Genomic DNA, 23,413 nt, shown 5'->3' on the forward strand with positions numbered 1-23,413 from the left:
ATGAACGACCTGCTGACTGCCGCGTTGGAAGCTGCCGAGTGTGGCTGGCCGGTGTTCATGCTCGGTCGCTCGAAGCGGCCGGTTGCCAACTGCGACGACTGCCCCCGCGACGCCCACGACCCGGCGACCTGCGGGCACCTGACCTGCCACGGGTTCTACGCCGCCACCACCGACCCCGACCGCGTCGCTGCGATCGTGGCCGCGGTCCCGGGCGGACAGCTCGCCGTCCGGACCGGTGCCGTGTCCCGGCTGGTCGTGGTCGACGTGGACCCCGCGCACGGCGGTGGCGTGAGCCTGGCGGAGCTGGTGGCGCGCCAGCTGGTGCCGCGCACGCTGTGGGTTCGCACCGGCTCCGGGGGAGTTCACCTGTACTACCGCCACCCCGGCCGGGGGGTCGGGTCACGGCCGATGCCGAACCGGGCCGGGATCGATGTGAAGGCTGACGGCGGGTACGTCGTACTGCCACCGTCGATCCACCATCGCACTGGCCAGCCGTACACATGGGGCGAGGGACCGGGCGAACCGGTCGAGATGCCCCCCGCGCTCGTCGTCGCCTGCCTGCCCAGTGCGCCGGCCATTTCCATCACCCACCCGGCCGGGCCGATCCGTACCACCGAAGCGGGGGGCATCTCCCACCCGGAACGGCTGCTAGACGCGCACCTGGCCGCCGTCCGGAACGCACCCGAGGGGAAGCGCCGAACGACGCTCTACGGGGCTGCGAGAGGCGTTGCGCGAATGGTCGCGGCCGGTGCGATCGCCCACGCCGACGCAATCGCCGTACTCACCGCTGTGGGGCAGCAAGCAGAGCAAACCGCCCGCGACATCCGAGCCGCTATCGCTGGTGGCTTCCGTGACGAAGGGATCGCCGCATGACCACCCCAGACACCGCGCTGAACGAGACCGCTCCCGAGCAGATCGACGGTGCCGAGCTGCTGGACGACGTGGCCGCGACAATCAGCCGGTACGTCATCCTGCCCAGCAACTCCGCGCTGATCGCCGTCGTGTTGTGGATCGGCGCAAGCCACGCCGTACCGGCGTGGAACTGCGCGCCCCGGCTCGTGATCCGGGCACCCGAGAAGCGGTGCGGCAAGTCGCGACTGTTGGACATGGTCGAGGGACTGTGTCACCGGCCGCTGATGACGACGAACGCGTCACCGTCTGCGGTCTACCGATCGATCAGCATGAAGCCGAGCGATCCGCCGACCTTGCTGATCGATGAGGCCGACGCGATCTTTGGCGCCAAGGCCAACGGCGACGAGGATCTGCGCGGACTGCTGAACGCCGGACACCAACGCGGCCGGACGACGATCCGCTACAACGCCGGTCGGGACGCGGTGGAGAAGCACCCGACGTTCGCCATGGCAGCACTCGCGGGCATCGGTGCCATGCCTGACACGATCGAGGACCGCGCCGCCGTCATCCGCATGCGCCGACGCGCGCCGGGCGAGTCCGTACAGCCCTACCGGGTACGCCGTGACGGTCCCGAGCTGGACGTGTTGCGGCACAGCCTGAACCGCTGGCTGACTGCGCACCTGGACGAGCTGACCGACGCCGCCCCGGAGATGCCGCTCGAAGACCGAGCGGCGGACACCTGGGAGCCGATGATTGCCGTTGCCGACCTGGCGGGCGGGCAGTGGCCACGGGCCGCCAGGAAGGCCGCTGTAGCACTCACCAGTGACCGCGACGCGGGCGATGAGGGATCGCTCCACACTCGATTGCTGGCTGACTGCCGGATCGCCTTCCAGGACGCAGACGCGCTGCCGACCGCCGAACTCTTGGACCGGCTCAAGGGCGACCCGGAAGCGCCATGGGCAACCCACGGGCCGAACGGGCTGACCCCGATGAAGCTCGGCAACCTACTGCGCGACTTCGAGATCCGTTCCAGCAACATCCGGTTCACCACCGGACAGGCCAAGGGCTACACCCGCAGCGACTTCACCGACGCGTGGAACCGCTACTGCCCAGAACCCAAAACGACCGCCGAGGGGGAAGCCGTCCCAGCCGTCCCAGGCGTCCCCGCGCAGGTCACGCCGGGGACGGCTTCCAGCCCTGGGACGGCTCAAGCCGTCCCAACCAAACAAGCCGTCCCGGACCTGACCAGGGAAGTTACGGCTGGGACGGCTGGGACGGCTTGGGGACCCAGAGCTGTTCCCGACCTCTCCGACGACGAGCACGGCACCCGAGAGACCGCATGAACACGGCCGAACAGAACGGAGCCACACGCGACATGACGACGGTTCAGATTGCTGACGCCGAACGGCTGTTGATCACCACGGACGACGCTGCCGCCCGGCTGGGCATTCACCGCTCGACTCTCTACGACCTGATCCGCACTCGGAAGCTGAAGACCGTGAAGATCGGCGCTCGCCGGTTGGTGCGGGTCTCGGCTCTGGAAGAAGCAATTCAACTCCTGGAGGAGGAAACCGCAGCATGAAGGCGTCCAACGGTGAAGGGTCGATCTACTACCGCAGCAGCAGGGGACTGTGGGTTGGATCGGCGTACTTGCTCATGGCTGACGGCACCTATCGGCGGAAGGAGGTATCGAGCAAGACGAAGGACGCCGTTGTTCGCAAGCTGCGTGATCTGCAATCGAAGTCGGATAAGGGGATTCCGGCTGAGGCGACGAACTGGCACGTCGACGCGTATCTCACGTACTGGTTGGAGCACATCGTGAAACCGTCGAGGAAGCCGAAGACGCATCAGGGGTACGACGTGGTAGCGAGGGTGCATCTCATTCCGCACCTCGGTCGGAAGAAGCTGCACAAGCTGACCGGTGCCGACGTTCGGCTACTCATGAAGCGCGTTCGGAACACGTGCCTGTGCTGCAAGCACGGATACGACGAGCGCCGGGGCGACAAGGCGAAGTGCTGCGCGATCGGACAGTGCTGCGAGCGATTCCCGTCGGATCGGCTCGTGGAGCAGGTTCACGCCGTACTGCGGAACGCCTTGCAGGCCGCGGTTAGGGAGGAGGTTTTGCAACGGAACGTTGCCAAGCTGGTTCAGGTGGAAGGTGCGCAGTACGACACGAATCGGGGCGCGACCGAGGAACAGGCGCGGCTGTTGCTGAAGGAGGCGAAACCGACGCGGCTATATGCGTTGTTCGTCCTTGCGCTGTTCATGGGGCTGCGACGCGGCGAGCTGCTCGGGCTGACGTGGGAAGACATCGACTGGGTGGAGAAGACGGTGACGATCCGCCGTACCTTGCAACGCGTTGATGGGGCGCTGCGAGCCGTGACTCCGAAGACGAAGAAGTCGCGCCGGACGGTGCCGCTGATTGACCTCTGCCTGGACGCACTGAGAACGCACAAGGCGTTGCAGGCCAAGGAGAGGCTGGCGGCCGGGGAGAAGTGGGTGGACACCGGCTACATCTTCACGACCGAGATCGGTACGGCGATCGAGCCGGACAACCTGCGCCGGGTCTGGTACCCGCTGCGGGAGTCGGCCGGCATGGGTGAGATGCGCTTCCACGACCTGCGGCACTCGTGCGTGACCCTGCTCCTCCGGCTGAAGGTGCCGCCGCACATCGTTCAGGCGATCGTGGGGCACGCGGACGTGCAGGTCACCATGGCGATCTACGCTCACGCATCGCTGGAGGACCAGCGGAAAGCGCTCGACCAGCTCGCGGAGGCGGTCGCTGGGTAGACGTTGCTGGACCTGTTGCTGGACTAGCGGGAGGATCGGCGGTTCTCAGATCGAGGAACCGCAGGTGAGAAGGGTGGTCAGGGGCGGTCTCGAACCGCCGACCTTCCGCTTTTCAGGCGGACGCTCTACCAGCTGAGCTACCTGACCGGGGAGAAAGTTCGGCGGCGGTGTTGTGGACACCGCCGCCTTCTCCTGGCGACCCAGACGGGACTCGAACCCGCGACCTCCGCCGTGACAGGGCGGCACGCTAACCAACTGCGCCACTGGGCCAAATGACTCGATGATCTTACAGCATCTTCGAGGTACTTCTTGCACCGGTCTTTCGACCGTATCCCCAACGGGATTCGAACCCGCGTTACCGCCTTGAAAGGGCAGCGTCCTAGGCCACTAGACGATGGGGACTCGGACCCGCGGGAGCCGAAGCTCCAGGGACAGCCGTAAGCATAGAGGACTTGGTGTCAGGCTCCAAAACGAGTTCTCGAGGGGCGCCGTACGCCGCGGAGGAGCTCGGCGTACGGCGCCCCGGGCCGGGTGGGCGTGACCGGCCCGGACAGCTGATCGCGCGACGTCAGGTGGTCGCGTCAGGGGCGATCAGCTGCGGGTATCGGGCAGCGAACAGGTCGTAGAAGCTCCGCGCCGGGAGGACTAAGCCCTGCGATCACCGGCGGGACCGAGCTGAACGACGTGACGGCCGGTCCGAGCCTGGAGGCGAAGCGGCTGTTGACGTACCTCAGCGCGGGCCTCACGGACGAGTCGATCGCCCGCGAGTTCGGCGTCAGTGAGCGCACCATCGCTCGCCGGATCGGCCGGCTCCAGGAGGCGCTGGGTGCCCAGACCAGGTTCCAGCTCGGCGTCCAGGCATCCCGTCAGGGCTGGCTCTGAGTCACTACGCTGGCGGGGTGATCGAGATGAGTCGGGGCGACTTCGAGGGGCTCGTGGCGCAGGCGCTGGATGAGGTGCCGGAGGAGCTGGCGGGGCTGATCGACAACGTGGCGGTGTTCGTCGAGGACGAGCCGCCGGCGAGCGATCCGGAACTGCTCGGGATCTACGAGGGCATCCCGCTGACCGAGCGCGGGCACGACTACGGCGGCGTACTGCCGGACCGGATCACGATCTACCGCAATCCCACGCTCGCGATCTGCGAGAACGTCGACGATGTCGTCGATGAGGTGAACATCACGGTCGTGCACGAGATCGCGCACCACTTCGGCATCGACGACGCCCGGCTGCACGAACTCGGCTACGGCTGACCCTAGGCCGATCGCGGCTGTGTGAGGTAGCCTCTGGCGGCCGGTTTCGGGGACCGGATCGCCCAACCTTTTGAACGATCTAGTGAGGCTCTCGCCGTGAGCGATCAGCAACCGCCCGCCTGGAACCCCGACCACCGCCCGACCGGGCCGTACGGCGCCCCGCCGCCTCAGGGCGGTACGCCGTCTCAGCCGTACGACGCACCGCCGCAACACACTGCTCCACTACCGCGGTACGGCCAACCGCCGCACCAGGGCCAACCACCGCAGCCCGGGCAACCGCCGCTGCACTCCGGCCCGCCCCAGTACGGCAACCAGGCACCGCAGTACGGCACCCAGCCACCGCCTTACGGCAGTCAGCCGCCCCAGTACGGCGGTCAGCCACCCCAGTACGGCGGTCAGCCGCCGCAGGGCCTGTACTCGGGCAGCCACCAGCCGGCGACCAAGCGTCCGAAAGGCCCCTGGCTGCTGGTCGGCGCTGTCGGTGTGGTCGTCGCGCTTGTCGCTGGTGCCGTAGTCCTCCTGACGACCCGCGGCGACGACACCCCGGATGCCGGTGCCCCGGTCCCGACGGCCACCTACACGGACGCGGTGGAGACCCCAACGGCAAGCCCGTCCAGCGAGCCCCCGTCGACCACCCCGTCGACCACGCCGACCCCGTCGTACACCCCGAAGCCCACGCCGGCCGAGCGGCGCCGGACGCTGAAGGACGTCGACAAGGGCATCGCCGTGTACGACGACGTGTACGTCGCCCCCGCCGCGGGCTGGCGTAAGAGCCGCTCCACGACGTACTCCGTCACGCTCGGCGCCACGACCAAGGCCGGTGCCGCCATGGTCGTGGTCAGCCCAGCCGGCATCTCCCCACGGACCGCGGTAGTCGCAGTTGCGCAGGCGCTGATCAAGGCCGACCATCTGAAGGCCGCCAAGCAGGGGCCGGTACGGACGGTCAGCCCGGCGAACTCGAACATCGGCGCCCAGGCCGAGATGACCTACTCGGGCCGCTATGCCGCACCGAACGGTGCCGTGTTCTCACTCGTCTCCAGGTGTACGACGATGACCGGCGTCGAGTCGATCCACAACGTGACGGTCACGCTGTGCGTCGCGGCCCGGAAGGACGCGCAGAAGTCGGTGTTCAAGGACGGCGACCGCATGCTCGCCTCCATCGCCCGCTCGATCTGATAACGACCGAAGAGCCCTAGGAGCGGCCGAAAAGGAGCTTCCAGGGCATCAGGGCCGACTCGAGTTGGACCTTCAACGACATCTTGGAGACGCCTTCGGTGCGTTCCTCGAAGTGGATCGGGACCTCGGCGATCCTCAGGCCGCGCTTGACCGTGCGGTAGTTCATCTCGACCTGGAACGAGTACCCGTTGCTCTCGATCGACGACACGTCGATCCAGCGCAGGGTGTCGGCCTTCCAGGCCTTGAACCCGGCCGTGGCGTCCTTCACGTGCAGCCGCAGGATCGCGTTCACGTAGAAGTTCGCGAACGCGGACAGCGCCCGCCGGTGCCAGCCCCACTCGGCCGCTGCCGAGCCGCCCGGAACGTACCGGGAGCCGATCACCACGCCGGCGTCCGTGGTCCGCAGCGTCTCGACCATGGTCGGGACGACCGAGGCGGGGTGCGACAGGTCCGCGTCCATCTGGATGACGATGTCGGCGCCTTCGTCGAGCGCGCGGGTGATCCCGGCGACGTACGCGCGGCCGAGCCCGTCCTTCGCGGTCCGGTGCAGTACGCCGACCTTCTCCGGCGACTCCTTCGCCAGTTCGTCGGCGACGTCGCCCGTACCGTCGGGGGAGTTGTCGTCGACGACGAGAAGCTCCAGGCCGGGCAGGTTCAGGTCGGACAGCAGCCCGGCCAGCACGGGCAGGTTCTCCCGCTCGTTGTAGGTCGGTACGACGACCACGATCTTGGCTAGCTCACCCATGACTTTCCTTCGTCGGAGACACCGAAAGCTATCGCATCTCCGGTTTAGGGTCGTGCAGGTGATAGCGCTTGGTGTCGATATAGGTACGACGAACCTGAAGGTGTGCCGAGTTCCCGACGGCTCGGTGCGTTCGGTCCGTACGCCGGACGACGCGGAAGCCTTGCAGCACGCCGTACGGCGGTTGGTCGCGGAGCTGTCGGAGGGACAGCGCGTCGATGCTATCGGTATCACCGCGATGGCGGAGACCGGCGTACCGCTCGACCGGGAACTGCGGCCACTGACGAAGCTGATCACCTGGCGTGACCAGCCCGGTGTGGAGCAGGCGCGGCAGCTCGATCCGGCAGACCTGTACGCGCGGACCGGTCTCCGGCTGAGCGCGAAGCTCCCCGTGGTGACCTGGCGGTGGTTAAAGGAGACACAGCCTGCTCTGCTCGCGCGGACTCGTCTCTGGGCCGGTGTGCCCGATCTGGCGCTGGCTGCGCTGACGGGTTCTTACGCGATGCATCTGACTCATGCGCAGCGTCTCGGCGTACTGGATCTGCAGAGCCGTCAGTGGGACCAGGAGCTGCTTGAGTACGGCGGTCTGGACCGCTTGCCTGCTGTGGTCGAGCCGATGGCCGTCGCCGGCACCACCCCCGCCGGTGTGCCGGTCGTCCTGTGTGGGCACGACCATCTGGTCGGTGCGTGGGCGGCGGGGGTACGAGAGCCGGGTCAGGTCGCGGACTCGCTCGGTACGGCGGAGGCGATCATCACACCGAGCTCCGGGCTGGTGTTGAGCGACGTACTGCGCCAGCAGGGCATCAGCATGAGCTGGTACGTCGACGGGCGGCACGGCTGTGCTGTGTCAGGGAACGGCGCCGCGGGCGGTCTGGTGGAGCAGCGGCTCGCCTCGCTCGACCGCGACTACACCTGGTTGAACGCAGCACTCGAACCCGTGGGCATGCCTAGTGATCAGTTCATCGCTCCATATCCCCAAGGCCGTCAGGCGCCGGCGCCGTCCGATGAGTCGACGTACGACGTGACGCGGCCGGTGAGCGATCCGGCCGAGGAGATGCGGGCGCTCGTGGACGCGTTGAGCTTCCATGCGCGATGGATGGCGGAGGAGCAGGCGCGGCTGCTCGGGATCGACTGGCAGCACACGGTCGCGTTCGGCGGTCCGGTGCGGCTGGGCGGGTGGATGACGCGGAAGGCGCTGGCGTCCGGTGGGCGGTCGTTCGCCGTACTGGAGAGTTCGGCCACCGCTGCGCAGGGTGCTGCGTCGATGGCGGCCGAAGTGGTGAGTGGTGTGCCGGCGGAACCCTTGCAGGCAAGGCGGATCGAGGTTCGTCCACAGGATGCTGAGACGTGGGATGGCGCATTCTGGCATCGATTCCATAAGGTGGTCTCATGAGCCTCGACGCACTGGCGTACCCTGACGGAACCTTCGCGATGGTCGCGATGGACCAACGCGAAAGCCTGCGCACGATGCTGGCCGACCACGGCCGACCCGACGCGCCCGAAGACCTGCGCGCATTCAAAGCAGCCGTCGCCGAGCACCTCGCCCCGCTGGCGTCCGGTTTCCTGATCGACAAGGGGTACGACGCTCCTTCACGACCCGGCTGGATCCTCGCCGCCGACGCGCTGACCCAGGAGCGCGGCGGACCGGTCACCGACACCCACCTGGACGAGACCGTCGACCCGCAGGCCGCCCGTGCGGCCGGAGCGGTCGCCCTCAAACTCCTGGTGATCTGGAAACGCGACAACCAACAGGAACGGCGACGAGAGATGTCCGAGGAGTTCGTACGCCGCTGCGCTGCCGCCGGCCTCCTCTCCGTCCTGGAGCCCGTCGTACAACCCGCGGACGACGAGCCCGACTTCGACCTGGACAAGGCGATCCTCGACGCCGCCGCGGCCCTGGGCCCCGTCCGCCCCGACCTCTACAAGGCCCAGGTTCCGAGCCGCGGCACCGGCGACGCCGCCGGAATCATCGCCACCTGCCAGCAACTCACCGAAACGCTGCCCGTCCCATGGGTGGTCCTGTCCAACGGCGTAGCCCGCGACGACTTCCCAAGAGCAGTAGAACTCGCCTGCCGCGGCGGCGCCTCCGGCACCCTCGCCGGCCGAGCCCTCTGGACCCCCGCCCTCGAAACCGACAACCCTGCCGCCGTCCTCGCGACCACCTGTCGTGAACGTCTCGCCCTCATCGCAGACATCGTCCACGAACACGGGCGTCCTTGGACGAAGGTCAGTTGAGGGCAGTTAGTTCGGGGTGGGTCAGAGTGTCTTCTGTGGCTAGGAGGAGGACGCCTATGCACCAGGAGTGGGAGAGGGTTAGGAGGGCTCCGGGTGGGCCGAAGCATTCGGTTTGGTAGTAGCGTTCGGTGACCATGCCGCGGCGGGCGTTGAAGTCGCCGTCGTGGCGGGCGATGAACTGGCGGGCGAATCTGAGGTGTTCGGCGGCGGAGGTGGCGTAGCTGTCGTCGCCGGTGAGGGCTGAGAGCGTGGCCAGTTCGGCGGTGCAGATCAGGCCGTAGTTGTGCAGGTGCTGGTTGGACGGGCTCGCCTGGTCCGCGCCGCGGCTGCGGAAGCCGTACGCCCCGAGGATCGTCTCGGGATCGAACCGTACGTCGTAGCTGTAGCGGAACGTCAACATCCAGTCTGCGGCGTGCCGCGCCAGCGCGAGCCATTCGTGGGACGGATCGATCCGGTGCAGGCCGACGTACGCGAACAACGCGGCGTACCCGTCCTCGGACGTCGGTGCCAGGTCGACGTCCTCCGGGGCGCCGCACAATGTCTCGTCGCGGACGAAGGAGGCGTAGTACTGCCCGCCGCGGCGCGCTGCCTCGCGGAAGCGTTCGTCGCCGAAGAGTTCGTACGCCTCCGCCATCGCGCCGACCCACGTGAGCCCGGCCGCTCCGAGCCGGGACAGCACTTCGCCGGTCTCCAGGTGGTACATGCTCCCGAAGTTGCCCTCGGCATCTTGTGCCGCCAGCGCGAACTCCAGGTTGCTGAGCGCTGCCGCACGCCACACCGGATGCTCCACCGGCTCAGCGGCGATCGCCCGCAGCGTGAAGAGCGTCGCCTCGGCCAGCGTTCGCGCGTGGAGCCCGCCGGGCACCGGCGTCCACGACTGCTTCCAGCCCTTCCCGGCGTACCACGTCCCGAAGAACGTTCCGGCCGGTGTCAGGTTCGCCGTGATGTGGTCGATCACCGCCGTACCGGCCTCGACGTACGACGGGTTGCCGGTACGTCGGCCGTGGCGCAGCAGCGCGTGCGCGTACGGGATCCCGCTCACCCACGCCACGTGCATCGCAAGCCGGTCGCCGCGATCGCCCAGGTCACCCGCGAGCTCACGGTCGAACAGCGCGGTCTCGATCAGTACGGCGGGATTCTCCCGGTAGTGCCAGCGCCACAGGCCGTACGCCGTCAGCTCCGCAGCCTGGGCGATGTCGACCCAAGGCGTCACCGGCGGATGAGCCGCGCGCTCACGATCACGCAGTACCTGGAGGACCGGCGCATAGCTGTGCCGGTCCGCCGGCAACGTCCACAAGCTGGCCTGAATCTCGTGGCATTCGCCCGGCTCCCAGCGATGGCAATCCGCAAGCGGTTCGACGCCTCGTGGTTCGCCGATGTAGCTGAACGGCTCCTCGCGATAGGGCAGCGAAACCCAGATGGTCGCCGGCCGGTCCGGTCCGGCGCCCAGGCCGAGTCCGCTGAGACCGAGCGACGTGGTGGCGCCGACTGACAGCGCCACACCGCCCTCCTCGCCCCAGGCGAACACGACCGGTGTCGCGGCGCGATCCGCCCGGAACGCCCACCGGTCCGCGATCAGGTTCTCCGCATCCAGCTCACCAGGCGCATAGCGCGGGTAGAGCCGGGCACAGGCAGGATCCCGGTTGGCGCCGTAGAACAACCCCGGGATCAGCCAAAGCGGCGCGTCCGGCGCCGCGACCTCGAGACGCACACGGGCATCGGCCGCGGCAACCCCGTCGTACTGCACCCGCAGCTGTACGGCGTGCTCGTCGGCACCGACCGGTGTGGCCTCGAGCTCGACGCGCCAGTCGGGCGAATCGATCGGTGAGCCGTCGACTGTTTCGAGCACTACGTTCAGGTGCACCGGATGAGCCTCTCTCTGGGATCCAGTCCGAGCCCGTCGATCGCGATCACCCGTTCGCCGCCGGCTCCGTGCCAGCGGAGATCGATTGTCCGTTCCTCCCCGGGCAGCAGGACGAAACCGCTGTCCGACAGCCGCAGCCATCCGCCCGCGTCGCCCTGCACCGGACGCGCATCCCGGATGCGAACGAACGGTGCCACCGGACCCGACAGGTGCCGCACGCTCAACTGGTCACCGCGCAGTTCCGCGTCCACTTCGATCCGATGATCGAGCAGGTCGGCAAAGTCGGTACCAGTCAGCACGTACCGCCGTTCCGCCCGGAAGTCACCGGCGATCAGCTGCAGGTCCACGACGAACGGTTCAGCAGGTGTGGCGGCACGCAGTTCACCCGCGAAAGCATCCGCCGAGACGTCTTTGTACGTCAGGGTTGTGAGCTCCGTACCGCTGAAGGTGAGGAGACGGGCAGTGACGGTGGCGGGCGGGAGCGGATGCTCGGACAGGAACCACAAGGGCAGCCGAAGCCCGTCGTGGCTGGCCCAGGACTGGCGCGTGCAGACGGCGCCGACCAGGGCAGGACGATAAGCGGCGGCCACTCCGTAGTACGCGGGCTTCGGCTCGCCGGTGTGGGTGACCGCCGACGTGCACCAGGCGTTGGGAAAGGGCTCATTGAACTGCCACGGGAGAGTGCCGACGCAGCGCGGCCAGCGCCGACGGTGAGCTTCCGTGGCGTACTGGAGCCCGTCGCGTTGCAGGAACTGACTCGCCAGGCCGAGCGTGTCCAGGTCCCGGATGCGGTGACCGAACGACTCCTGGACGAGGTCCTCGTTGTTCCACCAGCGCCCCAGATGGTCCCAGACGGGCCGTCCCCGGGTCGGCAGCCGGCGATCCGGCTCGGGCACCACCTGGGCGACCGATCGCGGCATCGTCATCCCCTCGACGCCGAACTCGCTCAGCAGTTGCGCCGTCCCCGCGTCGTACAACGCGTAGTGGTCGCGCAGTCCTTGGTGTTCCCATGGCCCGTGGACATCGTGCTGGTTGTCCGGTGCGTGCCGGATCAGGTCGAGCCGGTTGAGGAACGCGGGACCGGTTGGCGAGGTCGCCAACCACAGGCGCTCCGGATCCAGTCGTCGTACGACATCTCCCAACGCGTCCAGGACCGGCGCATCGGAGAGCGGTTCGCCTTCGCCGGCCTGCAGTTCGTTGCCGCCGCCCCAGATCGCGAGCGACGGATGGTGCCGCAGGCGCGGCACGATCGCCTCCGCCTGCGAACGCATCATCGCGACGAAGTCCTCGTCGTCGGCCGGCGTCGACGAGATCCCGGAGCTCGACTGGGCGAACTCCTGCCACACGAGCAGCCCTCTCCGGTCGCATTCGGCGTAGAACTCCGGCGTCTCGATCAACCCGCCACCCCAGACCCGCAGCAGGTTCACCCCGGCGTCGACGGCAAGATCCAGCAGATGCCTGAGCCGGTCAGGTCGCGGTACGCCGTAGCTGAGATCGAGCGGCACCCAGTTCCAGCCCTTGGCGAAGATCCGCCGCCCGTTCACCTCGATCCCGTACGGCGCGGCGTCCGTGGACGCGCCGTCGGCCCGGAAGAACCGCAACGTCCGGAACCCGATCTCGTACTCCCGCCGGTCGCTCACCACGCCATCGGCATACGCGGTCGCAGTCAGGTGGTAGAGGTACGGCGTACCGCTGCCGTTCGGCCACCAGAGCCGGGGATCGCGCACCTCGAGCGCCCGGTCGCCGGTCGCGACTATGACCCCATCGGCATCCGTCAGCGTCAACTCCACGTGATCGTTGCCTGGGGCCCCGACCAGGACCCGGTCCGCGGTCACGGTGAGATCCGTGATGCGGGCGGGTCCGGTCAGTTCGACGTACACCGACTGCCAGATGCCTTGGTGGACGAGCCGCGGGCAGAAGTCCCAGCCGTACGTCATGCGGGACTTGTGCACCCGGACCTTGGCCGTGTGACCCACCTGCGGTTCGCTCACCGGCGTCGGCTCCACGACGACCACCAGCGTGTGCTCCGCCGACGTCCGCACCAACTCGGTGACGTCGAACCGGATGGCGACGAACATCCCGTCCACCCGGCCCAGCTCAGTGCCGTCGAGGTATACGAAGGCGCTGTGGTCGACGCCGTCCAGACACAGAAACGCCTGCTGTCCTGGTGGTGGCGGCTCCAGCCGGAACTCGTGCCGATAGGCCCAGTGCCGGTCGGACACCCACTCGATCGCCCGCGTGTTCAGGCCGACATACGGATCGGGTACGGCGTTCGCACGCCACAGATCGTCGACGACGCTGCCCGGTACCGTCGCCGGCAACCACGCGTCGGGTTCACGCAGCGGGCCCCAGACACGGTGATGCCGCCACTCGTCGCCGAGGAAGCCCCGGACCCTCCAGGGCTCCCTGTCGAGAGGTACGCGCATCTCACTCCGTCGTGAGCGGCGGCGGTGCGGCCGGGTCCCACTCGAGCAGGTCGACCTCGGTCGGGCTGACGTCGCCGTCGGCAGGGATGCGCAGCGTCTTGACCTCGTGCGGCGTGAAGGCGGTGTCGAAGGTACGGCCGAGGAAGGGCACGTCGATCGTTACCTCCGCGTCTCGTCCCGCGGTCTCGTACGCGCGGAGGATGGTGGCGCCGCCGTGGTCCTCGGCGCGTTTGAGGACCGAGACGACGACGTTGTCGGCGCCGGTCACGGTCACGTACGACTGCGACGGCGGCAGCGGCCCGCGGTGGAAGCACTCGATCAGCGCGGTGACCGGCTGGTTGAGCTCGGCCGCACGGCGGACCACGGCCGCCGCACGCCAGTCGCCGCCGTGCGGCAGCAGGCGGTAGGTGAACCGCTGGATGCCCTGATCGAGGTACTCGTACACACCGTCCTCGTCCAGCTGCCACGGGTCGTGCCAGGCATAGACAGGCGAGCGCACCGCCGTCATCGCCAGCACGGAACGCCCGGCGGTCGTGCCGTCGACGGCGAACGAGTACTTCCCGTCGTTGAGCACCGCGACGCCGCCGTTCGGGCCGGAGACGTCGACCCACGCGTGCGACGGCACCTCCTCGCGATTCTGCTCGCGTTCCAGGTGCCCGTAGGGGATCTCGTGCGTCGCCACCGAGTCTTGCAGCGCGAACGGGAAGCACAGTTTCAAAGACTTCAGTTGTTCGCGCCAGTCCACCGTGACCCGTACCTCGACGGCGTCCGACCCTGCGTCCAGCACGAACTCCTCGACCAACCGCGACCGGCCGTACGTCGATTCCACCCTGATCAGCTGCCGCACCGGGCCGTCCGCGAGCCGCCGTACCCGCTGCACCTTGAAGGAGTCGGCGGTCTTCCACAGCGACCGTACGCCGTGGCTCCAGGTGTCCGTGTCGTCGTCGATCACCTGGGCATGCGCGACGCCGGAGGCCAGCAGGTTCGGCCCGCCGGCCGTCGCGAGCGACTTCAGCCAGCCGGTCTTCGGATCGACCTCCGCGTGGACCGTGCCGTTGTCGAGCACCAGGCCGTCGCCGGTCGGCGCGCCGAGGTGGTACGACGGCTCGTCGCCGGTCCGCATCGTGAACAGTTGGTAACCCAGCGGCGGGACGTTCGCCGTGAAGGCGACCCGCCGGCGGCCGCCCGCGGTTGCGGCCGATCGGACCTCCTGGAGGTCGAGGATCCGGCCGTCGAGGCCCTCGCGGAGCTCGATCGCTCCGCGCATCGGGGCGGGATAGCCGAGCTCGAGCTCGACCGTCGCGGTCACCGGCCAGGCGTGCGGGTTGAACACCGCCACCGGCACCATCATCGCCTCCGCCGGGATGTCGATCTGCCGCGCGATCGACTGGATCGAGCGGTTCGCCAGCCGGGCCGCGATCGACTTCGCCTCGCCGAGCTGGTCGCGCGCGTCGTCGTACGCCGGCTCGATCGCGGTGCCGGCGGCGATGTCGTGGAACTGGTTGAAGCTCACCTGTTTCCAGGCGTGCCCGAGCTCCGCGGTCGCGTCCGGCATCCCGCTGACTGTGGACGCGATCGTGGTCCACTTCTCGGCGGCGAGCAGCGCCTGCTCGGCCAGCCGGTTCTGACGCTTCACGCCGGAGTGCGCGGCGTAGCAGCCGATCGCGTGCGGCTGCAGCTCGGTCGGGTGCACCGGGATCCCGTCGAACGTCCGCGCCTCGTCGAAGAACCGGCGCATCGTCGACGGGAACACCTCCGGGTACAGGTCCCGCTCGGCGAGCTGCTTGATCGACTCGATGTTCTCGATCGTCGGACCGCCGCCGTGGTTGCCGACGCCGTAGAACACCATCAGCGGTTCGGTTGTCACCGGCAACTGTTGCAGCGCCTTCGTGACGTGCCCGGTGATCTCACCGCGGGGCGAGCAGTACTCGTGGGGGATCCGGTACGCCAGCACGCGCGAACCGTCCGCGGACTCCCACCAGAACTTCTGGCCGTGCAGCTCGCGTTCGTGCATCTGCGGCCGGAGAAACGCGTACGAGTCCAGCCGGGCCTTGCTGAGCAACTGCGGCAGGTTGGCGTTGTGACCGAACGGGTCGACGTTGCAGCCGACTGTCGCGATCACGCCGAGGTGCTCGGCGAGCCAGTGCTGCGAGTACAGCGCGTGCCGGACGAAGGCCTCGCCGCCGGGCAGGTTGCAGTCCGGCTCCACCCACCAGCCGCCGACGATCTCGAAGCGGCCCTCCGCGACCCGCTTGCGGATCCGCTCGAAGAGCTCCGGGTCGTGCTCGGCGATCCAGCTGAAGTACGCGACCGAGTCCGCGGTGAAGACGTAGTCCGGATACTCCTCCATCCGGTCCAGCGCCGACCGGAACGTCGCCCGCACCTCCTGATATCCCTCCTGCCACTGCCAGAGCCACACCGCGTCGATGTGCGCGTTGCCGATCATGTGCAGGGGACCACGCTTGGTCATAGAGCCTTCCTGTTGTCGGGGGTGTCAAAGGCCCAGCGGTCGACGAGTTCGCTGACCAGGTGCAGGGCAAGGACGTGCATCTCCTGGATCCGCGCCGTCTCCTCCGCCGGTACGACGACTGCCAGGTCGGCCGAGTCCGCGAGCGCCTGACCGCGGACCGAGGTGAACGCGACCGTGCACGCGCCGTTCGCCCGGGCGGCCGCGAGTCCCTTGACGACCGTGGGCGAACTGCCGGACGTGCTGAACCCGACCACCATGTCCCGCGGCCGGACCAGCGCGGTGACCTGCCGGGCGAACACGTCCTCGTACGAGTAGTCGTTGGCGATGCAACTGACCACCGCGGCGTCACCGATCAAGGCGACCGCGGGCAGCGGACGGCGTTCGCGCAGGTAGCGGCCGATCAGCTCGCCGGCCAGGTGCTGCGCATCGGCCGCGGACCCGCCGTTGCCGAAGGTGTAGAGCACTCCGCCGGCCGCCAGCCGCCGGATCAGCTCGTCCGCGACGGCCTGCACCTGGGGCAGTTGGGCACGCATCGCCGCGGCCACTTCCGAGTGTCGATCGAGCTGCCCGTCGAGCAGCCCCTCGAGTCTGGTCGTCACGCGTCCCCCAACCGCTCGTACGCGATCGCCGCAGCGCCGAGCACGCCGACCGCGTCACCGTGCCGACTGAGTACGACGTCGCAGGCGCGCGCCGCCGGCGGCATCGCCTGCCGCAGCGCGGCGTTCCGCACCGGGTCGAGCAGCTGCGCACCGGCCCGGGTCACCCCGCCGCCGAGTACGACGAGTTCCGGCTCGCAAACGTTGACGAGTACGGCGACCATCCTCCCCAGCATCGCGGTCGTCTCGTCCCACACTGCCCGCGCGATCGGATCGCCCGCGCGGGCGTGCGCCGCAACATCCTTCGCGGTGATGGTCAGCCCGGCGAGTGTCGAGTCCGAACCGGCGACGGCTTCGGTGGCTCTGCGGGCGATCGACGTACCGGAGACGTAGGCCTCGGCGCAGCCGCGGGCACCGCAACCGCACTGCCGGCCCTGCCAGTCGATGACCACGTGACCCAGCTCACCGCCCTGCCGGGCCGCGCCGTGGAACAGTTTGCCAGAAGCAACGATCCCGCCGCCGAAGCCGGTCGACACGGTCAGGTAGACAAGGCTCTCCACACCCCAGCCGCCCCACCGGTACTCGCCTAGTGCGGCCGCGGTGGCGTCGTTCTCGACGTACGTCGGTAGTTCGAAGCGCTCGGCCACCAATTGACCGAGTGGTACCGAGTCCCAGCCAGGCAAACCTGGCGGCCCGAGGATCACCCCGGTCGACGGGTCGAGCGGACCGCCGCAGCCGACTCCGACCGCGGCCACGGGCGTGGAGCCGACGGGTAGTCCTGCCTCGGCCAGCGCTTGCTCGCCGAGGTCGAGCAGGCGCTTGACGACCGCGGTGGGACCTTCGCCCACCGCGGTCTCGATCCGGCAGAACGACCGCACGGTGCCGTCGCGGGCGACGACGCCGGCGGCGAGTTTGGTGCCGCCGACGTCGAGGGCGAGGACGGGCTGCAGCTGGGTCACACTCAGCCTTTCTGCGCGGTCGTGGCCACGCCGTCGAGGATGTAGCGCTGCCCGAAGGCGAACAGGATGATCATCGGAACCACGGCGATCACGCTGGCGGCCACCGCGATCTCCCACTCGTAGTGACCCGAGAGGGCGAAGGCGTCGATGATCTGCTTCAGGCCGCGCGGCATCGTGAAGTACTCCGTGGTCTGCAGGTAGATCAGGGGCTTCATCAGGTCGGACCAGCTCGCCTTGAACTCGAAGACGAACACGATCACCAGGGCGGGCTTGCACAGCGGGAACGCGATCCGCCGGAACATCGCGAAGTAGCTGCAGCCGTCGACCCGGGCGGCCTCGAAGAGCTCGCGGGGAATGCCGAGGAAGAACTGCCGGAGCAGGAAGACGTAGAACGCCGAGCCGAACAGGTTCTGCGCCCAGAGCGGGATCTGGGTGTCGATCATGCCCAGCTTGTTCCAGATCAGATAGACCGGGATCATCGTCACCGCGCCGGGCAGCATCATCGTCGACAACAGGATGCCGAACAGGATGTTCCGCCCGCGGAACCGGAAGTACGCGAAGCCGAACGCGACCAGGGCGCTCGACAGCGTCACCGCCGCGGCCGCCATGAACCCGACGGTCAACGAGTTCGTCAGCCAGCGCAGCACCGGCGCGGCGTCCCAGACCCGCACGTAGTTCGACGGCTGGAAGATCTCCGGGATCAGCCGGTTGTCGAACACCTGCGACCGCGGCTTCAGCGACGCGGACACCAGCCACACCAGCGGATACACGAACGCGATCGTCGCCAGCGTCAGGAACACGAAGAACGGCAGCCGCCGCCAAGGGACAGTCATCAGCGCTCCCCGTGGTAGTACACGTAGCGGTTGCCGATCCGGACCTGGAGGAACGTGATCAGCAGGATGATCACGAACAGCAGCCAGGCCATCGCCGAGGCGAAGCCCATCTTGAAGAACTGGAAGGCGTTCTGGAACAGGTAGACCATGTACACCAGCGACTCGTCGGAGGCCGTCGCCTTCTGCTGCGGCCCGTAGAACATCGTGTAGGCCTGGTCGAACATCTGCATGGCCGCGATCGTGTGCGTGATCACCGTGAAGAACAACGCCCCGGAGATCATCGGCACGGTGATCTTGAAGAACCGCGTCACCGGACCGGCGCCGTCCAGCTCGGCCGCTTCGTACAGCTGCTTGGGTACGCCGTTCAGCGCGGCCAGGTAGATGATGACGGTGCCGCCGACGGTCCACAGACTGACGATCGCCAGCGACGGCTTCAGCCAGTTCGGATCGGCTGTCCAGTTCGGCCCGTTGATACCGAACCAGCCGAGAACCTTGTTGATCAGGCCCTGCTGACCGTTCAGCAGCAGCAGGAACATCGCCGCCGCCGCGACCGCGGGCGTCATCTCCGGCAGGTAGAAGGCGGTCCGGAAGAAGCCGCCGGCCTTGCCCACGCGCTGCAGCATCATCGCCAGTGCGAGCGCGAAGACCGTGCCGAGCGGCACGAACATCGCGGCGTAGACGAAGGTGTTGCTGAGCGACTTGAGCACCCGCGGGTCGTCGAACAGCTCGCGGTAGTTGTCCAGGCCGACCGCGTGCGGCGCCTGGATCATCTGGTAGTCGGTGAACGACAGCACCAGGCTCGCGATCATCGGACCAGCGGTGAAGATGAGGAACCCGATCACCCACGGCGAGATGAACAGCCAGCCGGCCCGGTCCTCCCGCTTCGCCAGCGGACTCCGCTTCGGCCGCCGGCGACGCGCGGGCTCGGCCTGCCCGCTGGTCGCCGGACGCTCGACGGTGGTCGTCATGTCAGCCCTGGCTGGCCTTGTCGAAGGCGGCCTTGGCCTCGGTCTGTGCCTGGTCGAGGGCAGCCTGCGGGGTGACCGAGCCGCCCAGGGCCTTGGCGACCGCGCTCTTCCAGGCGGCGTCGATCTCGGCGCCGGCCGGCGACGGGTTCAGCGACTTCGCCTTGTCGAGCACGTCGTAGTAGTTCTTGATCGCCGCGTCGAACCCGGCGTCACCGCTGGGCTTCAGGTACTGCGCCTTGATCTCGTCGTCGGCCACCTTGTTGCCGGTGAACAGACCGGTGAAGAAGCTCTTGTCCTTGGCAACGGTCTGCATCCGGGCCTCGGCCGCCTTGTGCCAGGTCTCCTTCGAGGTGAGCGTCTTCGCCCACTGGCAGGCCGCGTTCGGGTTCTTCGCGCCCTTCGGGATCACCCAGGCAGAGCCGCCGATCGTGCTGATCGGCTGTCCTTGCCGGTCGGTGAACGGCGTCGACTGCAGCTTCAGCCCGTTCGCCCGGGAGTCCCGCAGGACGTTCACGTACCAGTTCTCGATCGGGAACGCGGCCAGCTGGTCCTTGGTGAACTGGTTCTTCGCGCCGAACAGGTCGAACGTGTCGCGGAAGGTCTTGAAGTTCGACCAGCCGCCCTGGTCGTTGATCAGCTTGATCGTGAACTGCAGCGCCTCGACCGCCTTCGGGTCGTTGAGGTTGGGCTCGCCGCCGGGTTTCACCAGCTCCGCGCCGTTCGCCATCGCCCAGAGCGGGAAGAAGTCCGGCATCTTCGGGTCGTACCCGATCCGGGACGGGCGGCCGTTCTTCGCCGTGTAGAGCTTCTTCGCGGTCGCCTCGAGCTTGTCCCAGTCGGCGGTCTGGATGTCGCTGACCGGCACCCCCGCGGACTTCAGCGCGGTCTCGCTGATCAGGTTCGTCGACACGGTGTAGAACTCCGGGATGCCGTACGTCTTGTCCTTCAGCTTGACCTCGTTCAGCGCGGCCTCGCGATACTGTGTGGTATCGATTCCAGCGTTCTTGATGCAGTCGTCGAGCGGCTGGATCGCGCCCTTCGCGGCATAGGTCCCGACCAGGTTGCGGGCCATGTAGACGACGTCCGGCGGGTTGCCGCTGGACACCGCGGTGAGGAACTGCTGGGCGTCGAAGTCGCCCTTGTTGTTCTGCACGGTGACGCCCGGGAAGGCGGTCTTGAAGGCGGTGATCCGGGACTGGGCGACCTCGTCCTCACCGCTGAAACCCATCACCTTCAGGGAACCGGTCGGAGTCGAGGCTGCCGAGCTCTGGTCGCCGCTGCCGCCGCCGGCGTCCTTCTTCCCGACGCCGGCGCAGGCGGTGAGGGCCAGCGCGCCGGCCGCGAGCACCACGGGAAGGCGCAGGTGCTTCATGGGGTTGCTCCTAACGTCTACAGGGGACGAGCGGCGGAATGTGGTATCGATGCCACATTTCCGGAATGCAGGAACCGTACGGGTGCGTCCGAGCAGTCGTCAAGACGTCAGCGACGACCTTGTGGAGAACGAGGACCTGTCTGGTCCTAGCGCGGAGCGGGTCCGGTGGAGCCGCGGACGATCAGGCGGGCCGGTACCTTGACCTGCCGGCGCTTCGGGGTGAGCTCGCCGCGGATCCGGGCGAGCAGCAGGCGCGCGCAGCTGCGGCCCATCTCGACCGTGCTCTGGTCGACCGTGGTCAGCGCCGGCTGGACCAGCGACATCCACGGCACGTCGTCGTACGCCGCGAGACTGATCTGCCGCGGGATCTTCAGCCGCCGGTCCTTCAGCTCGGCCAGCGCGCCCTGTGCGAGCACGTTGTTCGCGGAGATGATCGCGGTGACGTCGTGGTCGTTCAGCAGCTTGCGCGTCGTCAGCCGGGCGGCGTCCGCGTCGAAGCTCGTGTAGGCGATCAGGTCCTCGTCCACGGTGAGGTCGTTGTCCACATGGGCGGCCCGGAACCCGGCGAGGCGGCCGGCGCCGGTCGACCACTTCGTCTCGTCGATGAGCAGGCCGATCCGGGTGTGGCCGAGCGCGATCAGATGCTCGGTCAGCTCCCGCGCACCGGTCTCGTTGTCGCCCAGTACGACGTCACTCTTCGACCGGCTCAGCTCGCGGTCCGCGCAGACGACGTGCACCCCGTTGTCCTGCAGCACCTGCGGGCACTTCGCGGTCACCGGTGTCACGATCACACCCGGCACCCGCATCGCCAGCAGTGTCTCGGCCGCCTGCAGCTCCTCGGCCGGATCGCCGTTGTCGTTGACGAGCACCATCTGGTACCCCGCTGAACGCAGCTCCTGCTCGATCCCGGCGGCGAGGTCGGCGTAGAACGGGTTCCGCAGGTCGGAGATGAGCACGCCGATCGACGTCGACGTCCGGCTGCGCAGGTTGCGGGCGTTGTGGTCGGTCACGTACCCGATCCGCTCGGCCGCCGCCCGGACCCGGGCCCGTACGGCGGGTGACGCGTACCCGCGCGTGTGCAGTGCACGGGACACGGTCGACGGCGAGACACCGGCCTCCCGTGCGACGTCCTGCACCGTGGGACGGCGTACCGGCGGCTGTGTCGGTTGTGGCACCGCCCGTGCCGCCTGCCCCCGGGGACTCATGGCCCGCAGTCTAGATGGTCGGTCGCGCTCTGTACCGGTTCCACGTCTGCTTGACGGCGTCGAAATCCTCGGTGCGGAAGTCGTAGCGATCCGTGTCGGTGCCGTCCACGTAGTACAGCGCGGGCACCCCGAGGGAGTCCTGAATCCGCAGGTAGTCGCGCCACTCCGCGTGACTGGGCATCATCCAGCCGTCCGTGTCCACACCCAGCTCCGGCACCACAGAGCGCACCACACCGGCCCGGTAGCTCATGTGACGAGCGACATAGCCCGGCTCGGCGGAGTGATCGTGCAGTACGTCGTTCAGCCGGATCATGTCGGTGACGTCGAGGAAAGCCGGATTGGGTGTGTGCGTGACGACCAGAGCGTCTGGCTTGACCTGCTTGGCGGTGTCGTAGACCAGCCGGAGCTGTTCGTGCAGCAGGGCAGCTCCCCACCGGTTGCCGCTGTGCCGCAGTGACGAGCCGGACGGCGTCCGCGCGGTGAAATCGATCTTGAACCCGTCCGCGTCCAGTCCGTCGGCCGAGAGCATGTATGTCACCGCATCCCGGATCAGCTCGACACAGGCCGGTGACTCCGCGTCCAGCCCGACCGGCTCGCCTCCAACGTCGGTGATGCACGCATCCGGTGGGGCGCCTTCGAAGTCCCACGCCTTCCACCACAGCAGCACCCGCTGGCCGGCCGCGTGCCGCTTCGCGATCCACCCGGCGAGGTCGGTCCAGCGCGCCGGATCGGGTCGGCAGGTCGCGTACGACGCCTGCCACTTGTCGTCGATCACCACTGTCTCCGGCACGATGCCATGGCCGGCGAGGGTCTCCAGAAAGGTGTCGTAGTTCGCCTGCGTGGCCAGCGGCTGTGGTGCCTGGTCGGTCCGTACGCCGAGAGCGCACTGCGCGCCCCAGCCGCAGAAGATCGTCCCCGACCACCACTCGGGCCGCTCTGCCACGCGCGAAGGCACAGCACCCGCAGCGTCGAGCAGCTCACGATGCCGAACCAGCACGTCCTCAGCCGAGTCACCACCCAGGTGCACGACCAGGAGCGGCGTCGTAAAGGTGCCGTCGACGGCGGTGTGACCCTCGTAGTCCAGCTGGAGGCTGAATCCGCCAGTCACCGGACGGTAGTGGTAGCTGGTGAAGTTCTGTTCGGCGACAGGTGCGACCAAGCTGAACCCGATCCACTCCTCAGAGACGGCCGCAGCGAAGCACCAAGGCGCCGGAGTGAACAGCCACCTCTCGATCCCCGGTTCACCGCCCTCGCCGCAGACGCTGATCGTGGCCGGCTCGACCGCGTCCCGGACAACCCGCGTCGGATGGTCCGGATTGGGCGAGTACACCTGCCGCAGCCGGGACCCACTGGGCAGGAACCCACGGGGAGTACGGCGTCCGCCCAGCAGATGCACGTCCGTGAGACGACCCTGTCCGGTCACTGTAGTCTGGACCTCGATGCGGTCCGGCAGGAACCGTGTCGTCGTGACCCGGCTCTCCCAGACCGAACTGCGAGCCGTCACTCTCACCACGCCGGATTCCGACGTGTCCACGTCGAGCGAAGAACTCTCGTCGAAGCCCTCCGCGGTGTCGAGCGAGGCGAACAACCGCAGGTTGAACAGGACCTGTTCGTCCCGGCTGACGGTCGCGTACGCCTTTCCGGCATTCACGTCCACGCTGTAGTCCACAAGGTT

20 protein-coding genes and 3 tRNA genes are annotated in these 23,413 nt (G+C 68.2%); 9 read left to right on the forward strand and 14 right to left on the reverse strand.

Annotated features, from left to right (window positions below; genetic code table 11):
* The 4 genes from EV647_RS13635 to EV647_RS13650 are packed head-to-tail and all read left to right on the forward strand — an operon-like array spanning position 1 to position 3,642.
* The gene (locus EV647_RS13635; RefSeq protein WP_134002701.1) at positions 1-873 is read left to right on the forward strand and encodes a bifunctional DNA primase/polymerase; all 873 of its coding nucleotides are present in this window, start codon (positions 1-3) and stop codon (positions 871-873) included.
* On the forward strand, positions 870-2,195 hold the full coding sequence (locus EV647_RS13640) for a DUF3631 domain-containing protein (RefSeq protein ID WP_202876156.1): 1,326 nt from the start codon (positions 870-872) through the stop codon (positions 2,193-2,195). Before EV647_RS13635 ends, EV647_RS13640 begins: the two co-directional genes overlap by 4 nt.
* The gene (locus EV647_RS13645; RefSeq protein ID WP_202876157.1) at positions 2,192-2,434 is read left to right on the forward strand and encodes a helix-turn-helix domain-containing protein; all 243 of its coding nucleotides are present in this window, start codon (positions 2,192-2,194) and stop codon (positions 2,432-2,434) included. Before EV647_RS13640 ends, EV647_RS13645 begins: the two co-directional genes overlap by 4 nt.
* On the forward strand, positions 2,431-3,642 hold the full coding sequence (locus tag EV647_RS13650; RefSeq protein WP_134002702.1) for a site-specific integrase: 1,212 nt from the start codon (positions 2,431-2,433) through the stop codon (positions 3,640-3,642). Before EV647_RS13645 ends, EV647_RS13650 begins: the two co-directional genes overlap by 4 nt.
* Before the next feature lie 74 nt (positions 3,643-3,716).
* Here EV647_RS13650 and EV647_RS13655 read toward each other — a convergent pair.
* The 3 genes from EV647_RS13655 to EV647_RS13665 form a co-directional block, all read right to left on the reverse strand.
* A tRNA-Phe gene (locus tag EV647_RS13655) sits at positions 3,717-3,789 on the reverse strand.
* 46 nt (positions 3,790-3,835) lie between these two features.
* Positions 3,836-3,912 (reverse strand) — tRNA-Asp (locus tag EV647_RS13660).
* A 59-nt stretch (positions 3,913-3,971) separates the two neighbouring features.
* Positions 3,972-4,044, reverse strand: a tRNA-Glu gene (locus EV647_RS13665).
* 282 nt (positions 4,045-4,326) lie between these two features.
* Here EV647_RS13665 and EV647_RS13670 point away from each other — a divergent pair.
* The 3 genes from EV647_RS13670 to EV647_RS42525 all read left to right on the forward strand — a co-directional run bounded on the left by EV647_RS13670 (position 4,327) and on the right by EV647_RS42525 (position 6,068).
* Positions 4,327-4,524 (forward strand): LuxR C-terminal-related transcriptional regulator, encoded by a 198-nt coding sequence (locus EV647_RS13670; protein ID WP_202876158.1) that lies wholly within the window; start codon positions 4,327-4,329, stop codon positions 4,522-4,524.
* A 17-nt stretch (positions 4,525-4,541) separates the two neighbouring features.
* Positions 4,542-4,892, forward strand: a complete 351-nt coding sequence (locus EV647_RS13675; RefSeq protein WP_202876159.1) for a metallopeptidase family protein — start codon at positions 4,542-4,544, stop codon at positions 4,890-4,892.
* 96 nt (positions 4,893-4,988) lie between these two features.
* A complete protein-coding gene (locus EV647_RS42525) occupies positions 4,989-6,068 on the forward strand; it encodes a hypothetical protein (RefSeq protein WP_202876160.1) in 1,080 nt (359 codons plus the stop codon).
* Positions 6,069-6,084: 16 nt separating this feature from the next.
* On the opposite strand, the gene EV647_RS13685 is transcribed toward EV647_RS42525, so the two are convergent.
* Positions 6,085-6,813, reverse strand: coding sequence for a polyprenol monophosphomannose synthase (locus EV647_RS13685; protein ID WP_134002706.1), 729 nt, complete (start codon positions 6,811-6,813; stop codon positions 6,085-6,087).
* Between the two features lie 58 nt (positions 6,814-6,871).
* Here EV647_RS13685 and EV647_RS13690 point away from each other — a divergent pair, with 58 nt between their 5' ends.
* Positions 6,872-8,203: an L-fuculokinase gene (locus tag EV647_RS13690; protein WP_166680316.1), complete on the forward strand. Its 1,332-nt coding sequence runs from the start codon at positions 6,872-6,874 to the stop codon at positions 8,201-8,203.
* Positions 8,200-9,045, forward strand: a complete 846-nt coding sequence (locus tag EV647_RS13695; protein ID WP_134002710.1) for a hypothetical protein — start codon at positions 8,200-8,202, stop codon at positions 9,043-9,045. The genes EV647_RS13690 and EV647_RS13695 overlap by 4 nt, the downstream gene beginning before the upstream one ends.
* On the opposite strand, the gene EV647_RS13700 is transcribed toward EV647_RS13695, so the two are convergent.
* The 10 genes from EV647_RS13700 to EV647_RS13745 all read right to left on the reverse strand — a co-directional run bounded on the left by EV647_RS13700 (position 9,038) and on the right by EV647_RS13745 (position 23,407).
* Positions 9,038-10,909, reverse strand: coding sequence for a hypothetical protein (locus tag EV647_RS13700; protein ID WP_134002712.1), 1,872 nt, complete (start codon positions 10,907-10,909; stop codon positions 9,038-9,040). The two genes, EV647_RS13695 and EV647_RS13700, sit on opposite strands and share 8 nt — an antisense overlap.
* Entirely contained in the window at positions 10,900-13,335 is a 2,436-nt protein-coding gene (locus tag EV647_RS13705) for a glycoside hydrolase family 2 protein (RefSeq protein WP_134002714.1), read from the reverse strand. The genes EV647_RS13700 and EV647_RS13705 overlap by 10 nt, the downstream gene beginning before the upstream one ends.
* Before the next feature lies 1 nt (position 13,336).
* Positions 13,337-15,805 (reverse strand): alpha-mannosidase, encoded by a 2,469-nt coding sequence (locus EV647_RS13710; RefSeq protein WP_134002716.1) that lies wholly within the window; start codon positions 15,803-15,805, stop codon positions 13,337-13,339.
* Positions 15,802-16,404, reverse strand: coding sequence for an SIS domain-containing protein (locus EV647_RS13715; protein WP_238177188.1), 603 nt, complete (start codon positions 16,402-16,404; stop codon positions 15,802-15,804). Before EV647_RS13715 ends, EV647_RS13710 begins: the two co-directional genes overlap by 4 nt.
* Positions 16,401-17,360, reverse strand: coding sequence for an ROK family protein (locus tag EV647_RS13720; RefSeq protein WP_238177189.1), 960 nt, complete (start codon positions 17,358-17,360; stop codon positions 16,401-16,403). Before EV647_RS13720 ends, EV647_RS13715 begins: the two co-directional genes overlap by 4 nt.
* A 2-nt stretch (positions 17,361-17,362) precedes the next feature.
* The gene (locus EV647_RS13725) at positions 17,363-18,193 is read right to left on the reverse strand and encodes a carbohydrate ABC transporter permease (RefSeq protein WP_134002718.1); all 831 of its coding nucleotides are present in this window, start codon (positions 18,191-18,193) and stop codon (positions 17,363-17,365) included.
* The gene (locus EV647_RS13730; RefSeq protein ID WP_134002720.1) at positions 18,193-19,161 is read right to left on the reverse strand and encodes a carbohydrate ABC transporter permease; all 969 of its coding nucleotides are present in this window, start codon (positions 19,159-19,161) and stop codon (positions 18,193-18,195) included. Before EV647_RS13730 ends, EV647_RS13725 begins: the two co-directional genes overlap by 1 nt.
* 1 nt (position 19,162) lies before the next feature.
* Complete coding sequence (locus EV647_RS13735; RefSeq protein WP_134002722.1) at positions 19,163-20,533, reverse strand: extracellular solute-binding protein; 1,371 nt, start codon at positions 20,531-20,533, stop codon at positions 19,163-19,165.
* Between the two features lie 146 nt (positions 20,534-20,679).
* Positions 20,680-21,738: a LacI family DNA-binding transcriptional regulator gene (locus EV647_RS13740; protein ID WP_134002724.1), complete on the reverse strand. Its 1,059-nt coding sequence runs from the start codon at positions 21,736-21,738 to the stop codon at positions 20,680-20,682.
* Positions 21,739-21,748: 10 nt separating this feature from the next.
* Positions 21,749-23,407, reverse strand: coding sequence for a hypothetical protein (locus EV647_RS13745; protein WP_134002726.1), 1,659 nt, complete (start codon positions 23,405-23,407; stop codon positions 21,749-21,751).
* Positions 23,408-23,413: the final 6 nt, after the last annotated feature.

Source organism: Kribbella sp. VKM Ac-2566, assembly GCF_004366005.1.
Lineage (GTDB): Bacteria > Actinomycetota > Actinomycetes > Propionibacteriales > Kribbellaceae > Kribbella > Kribbella pratensis.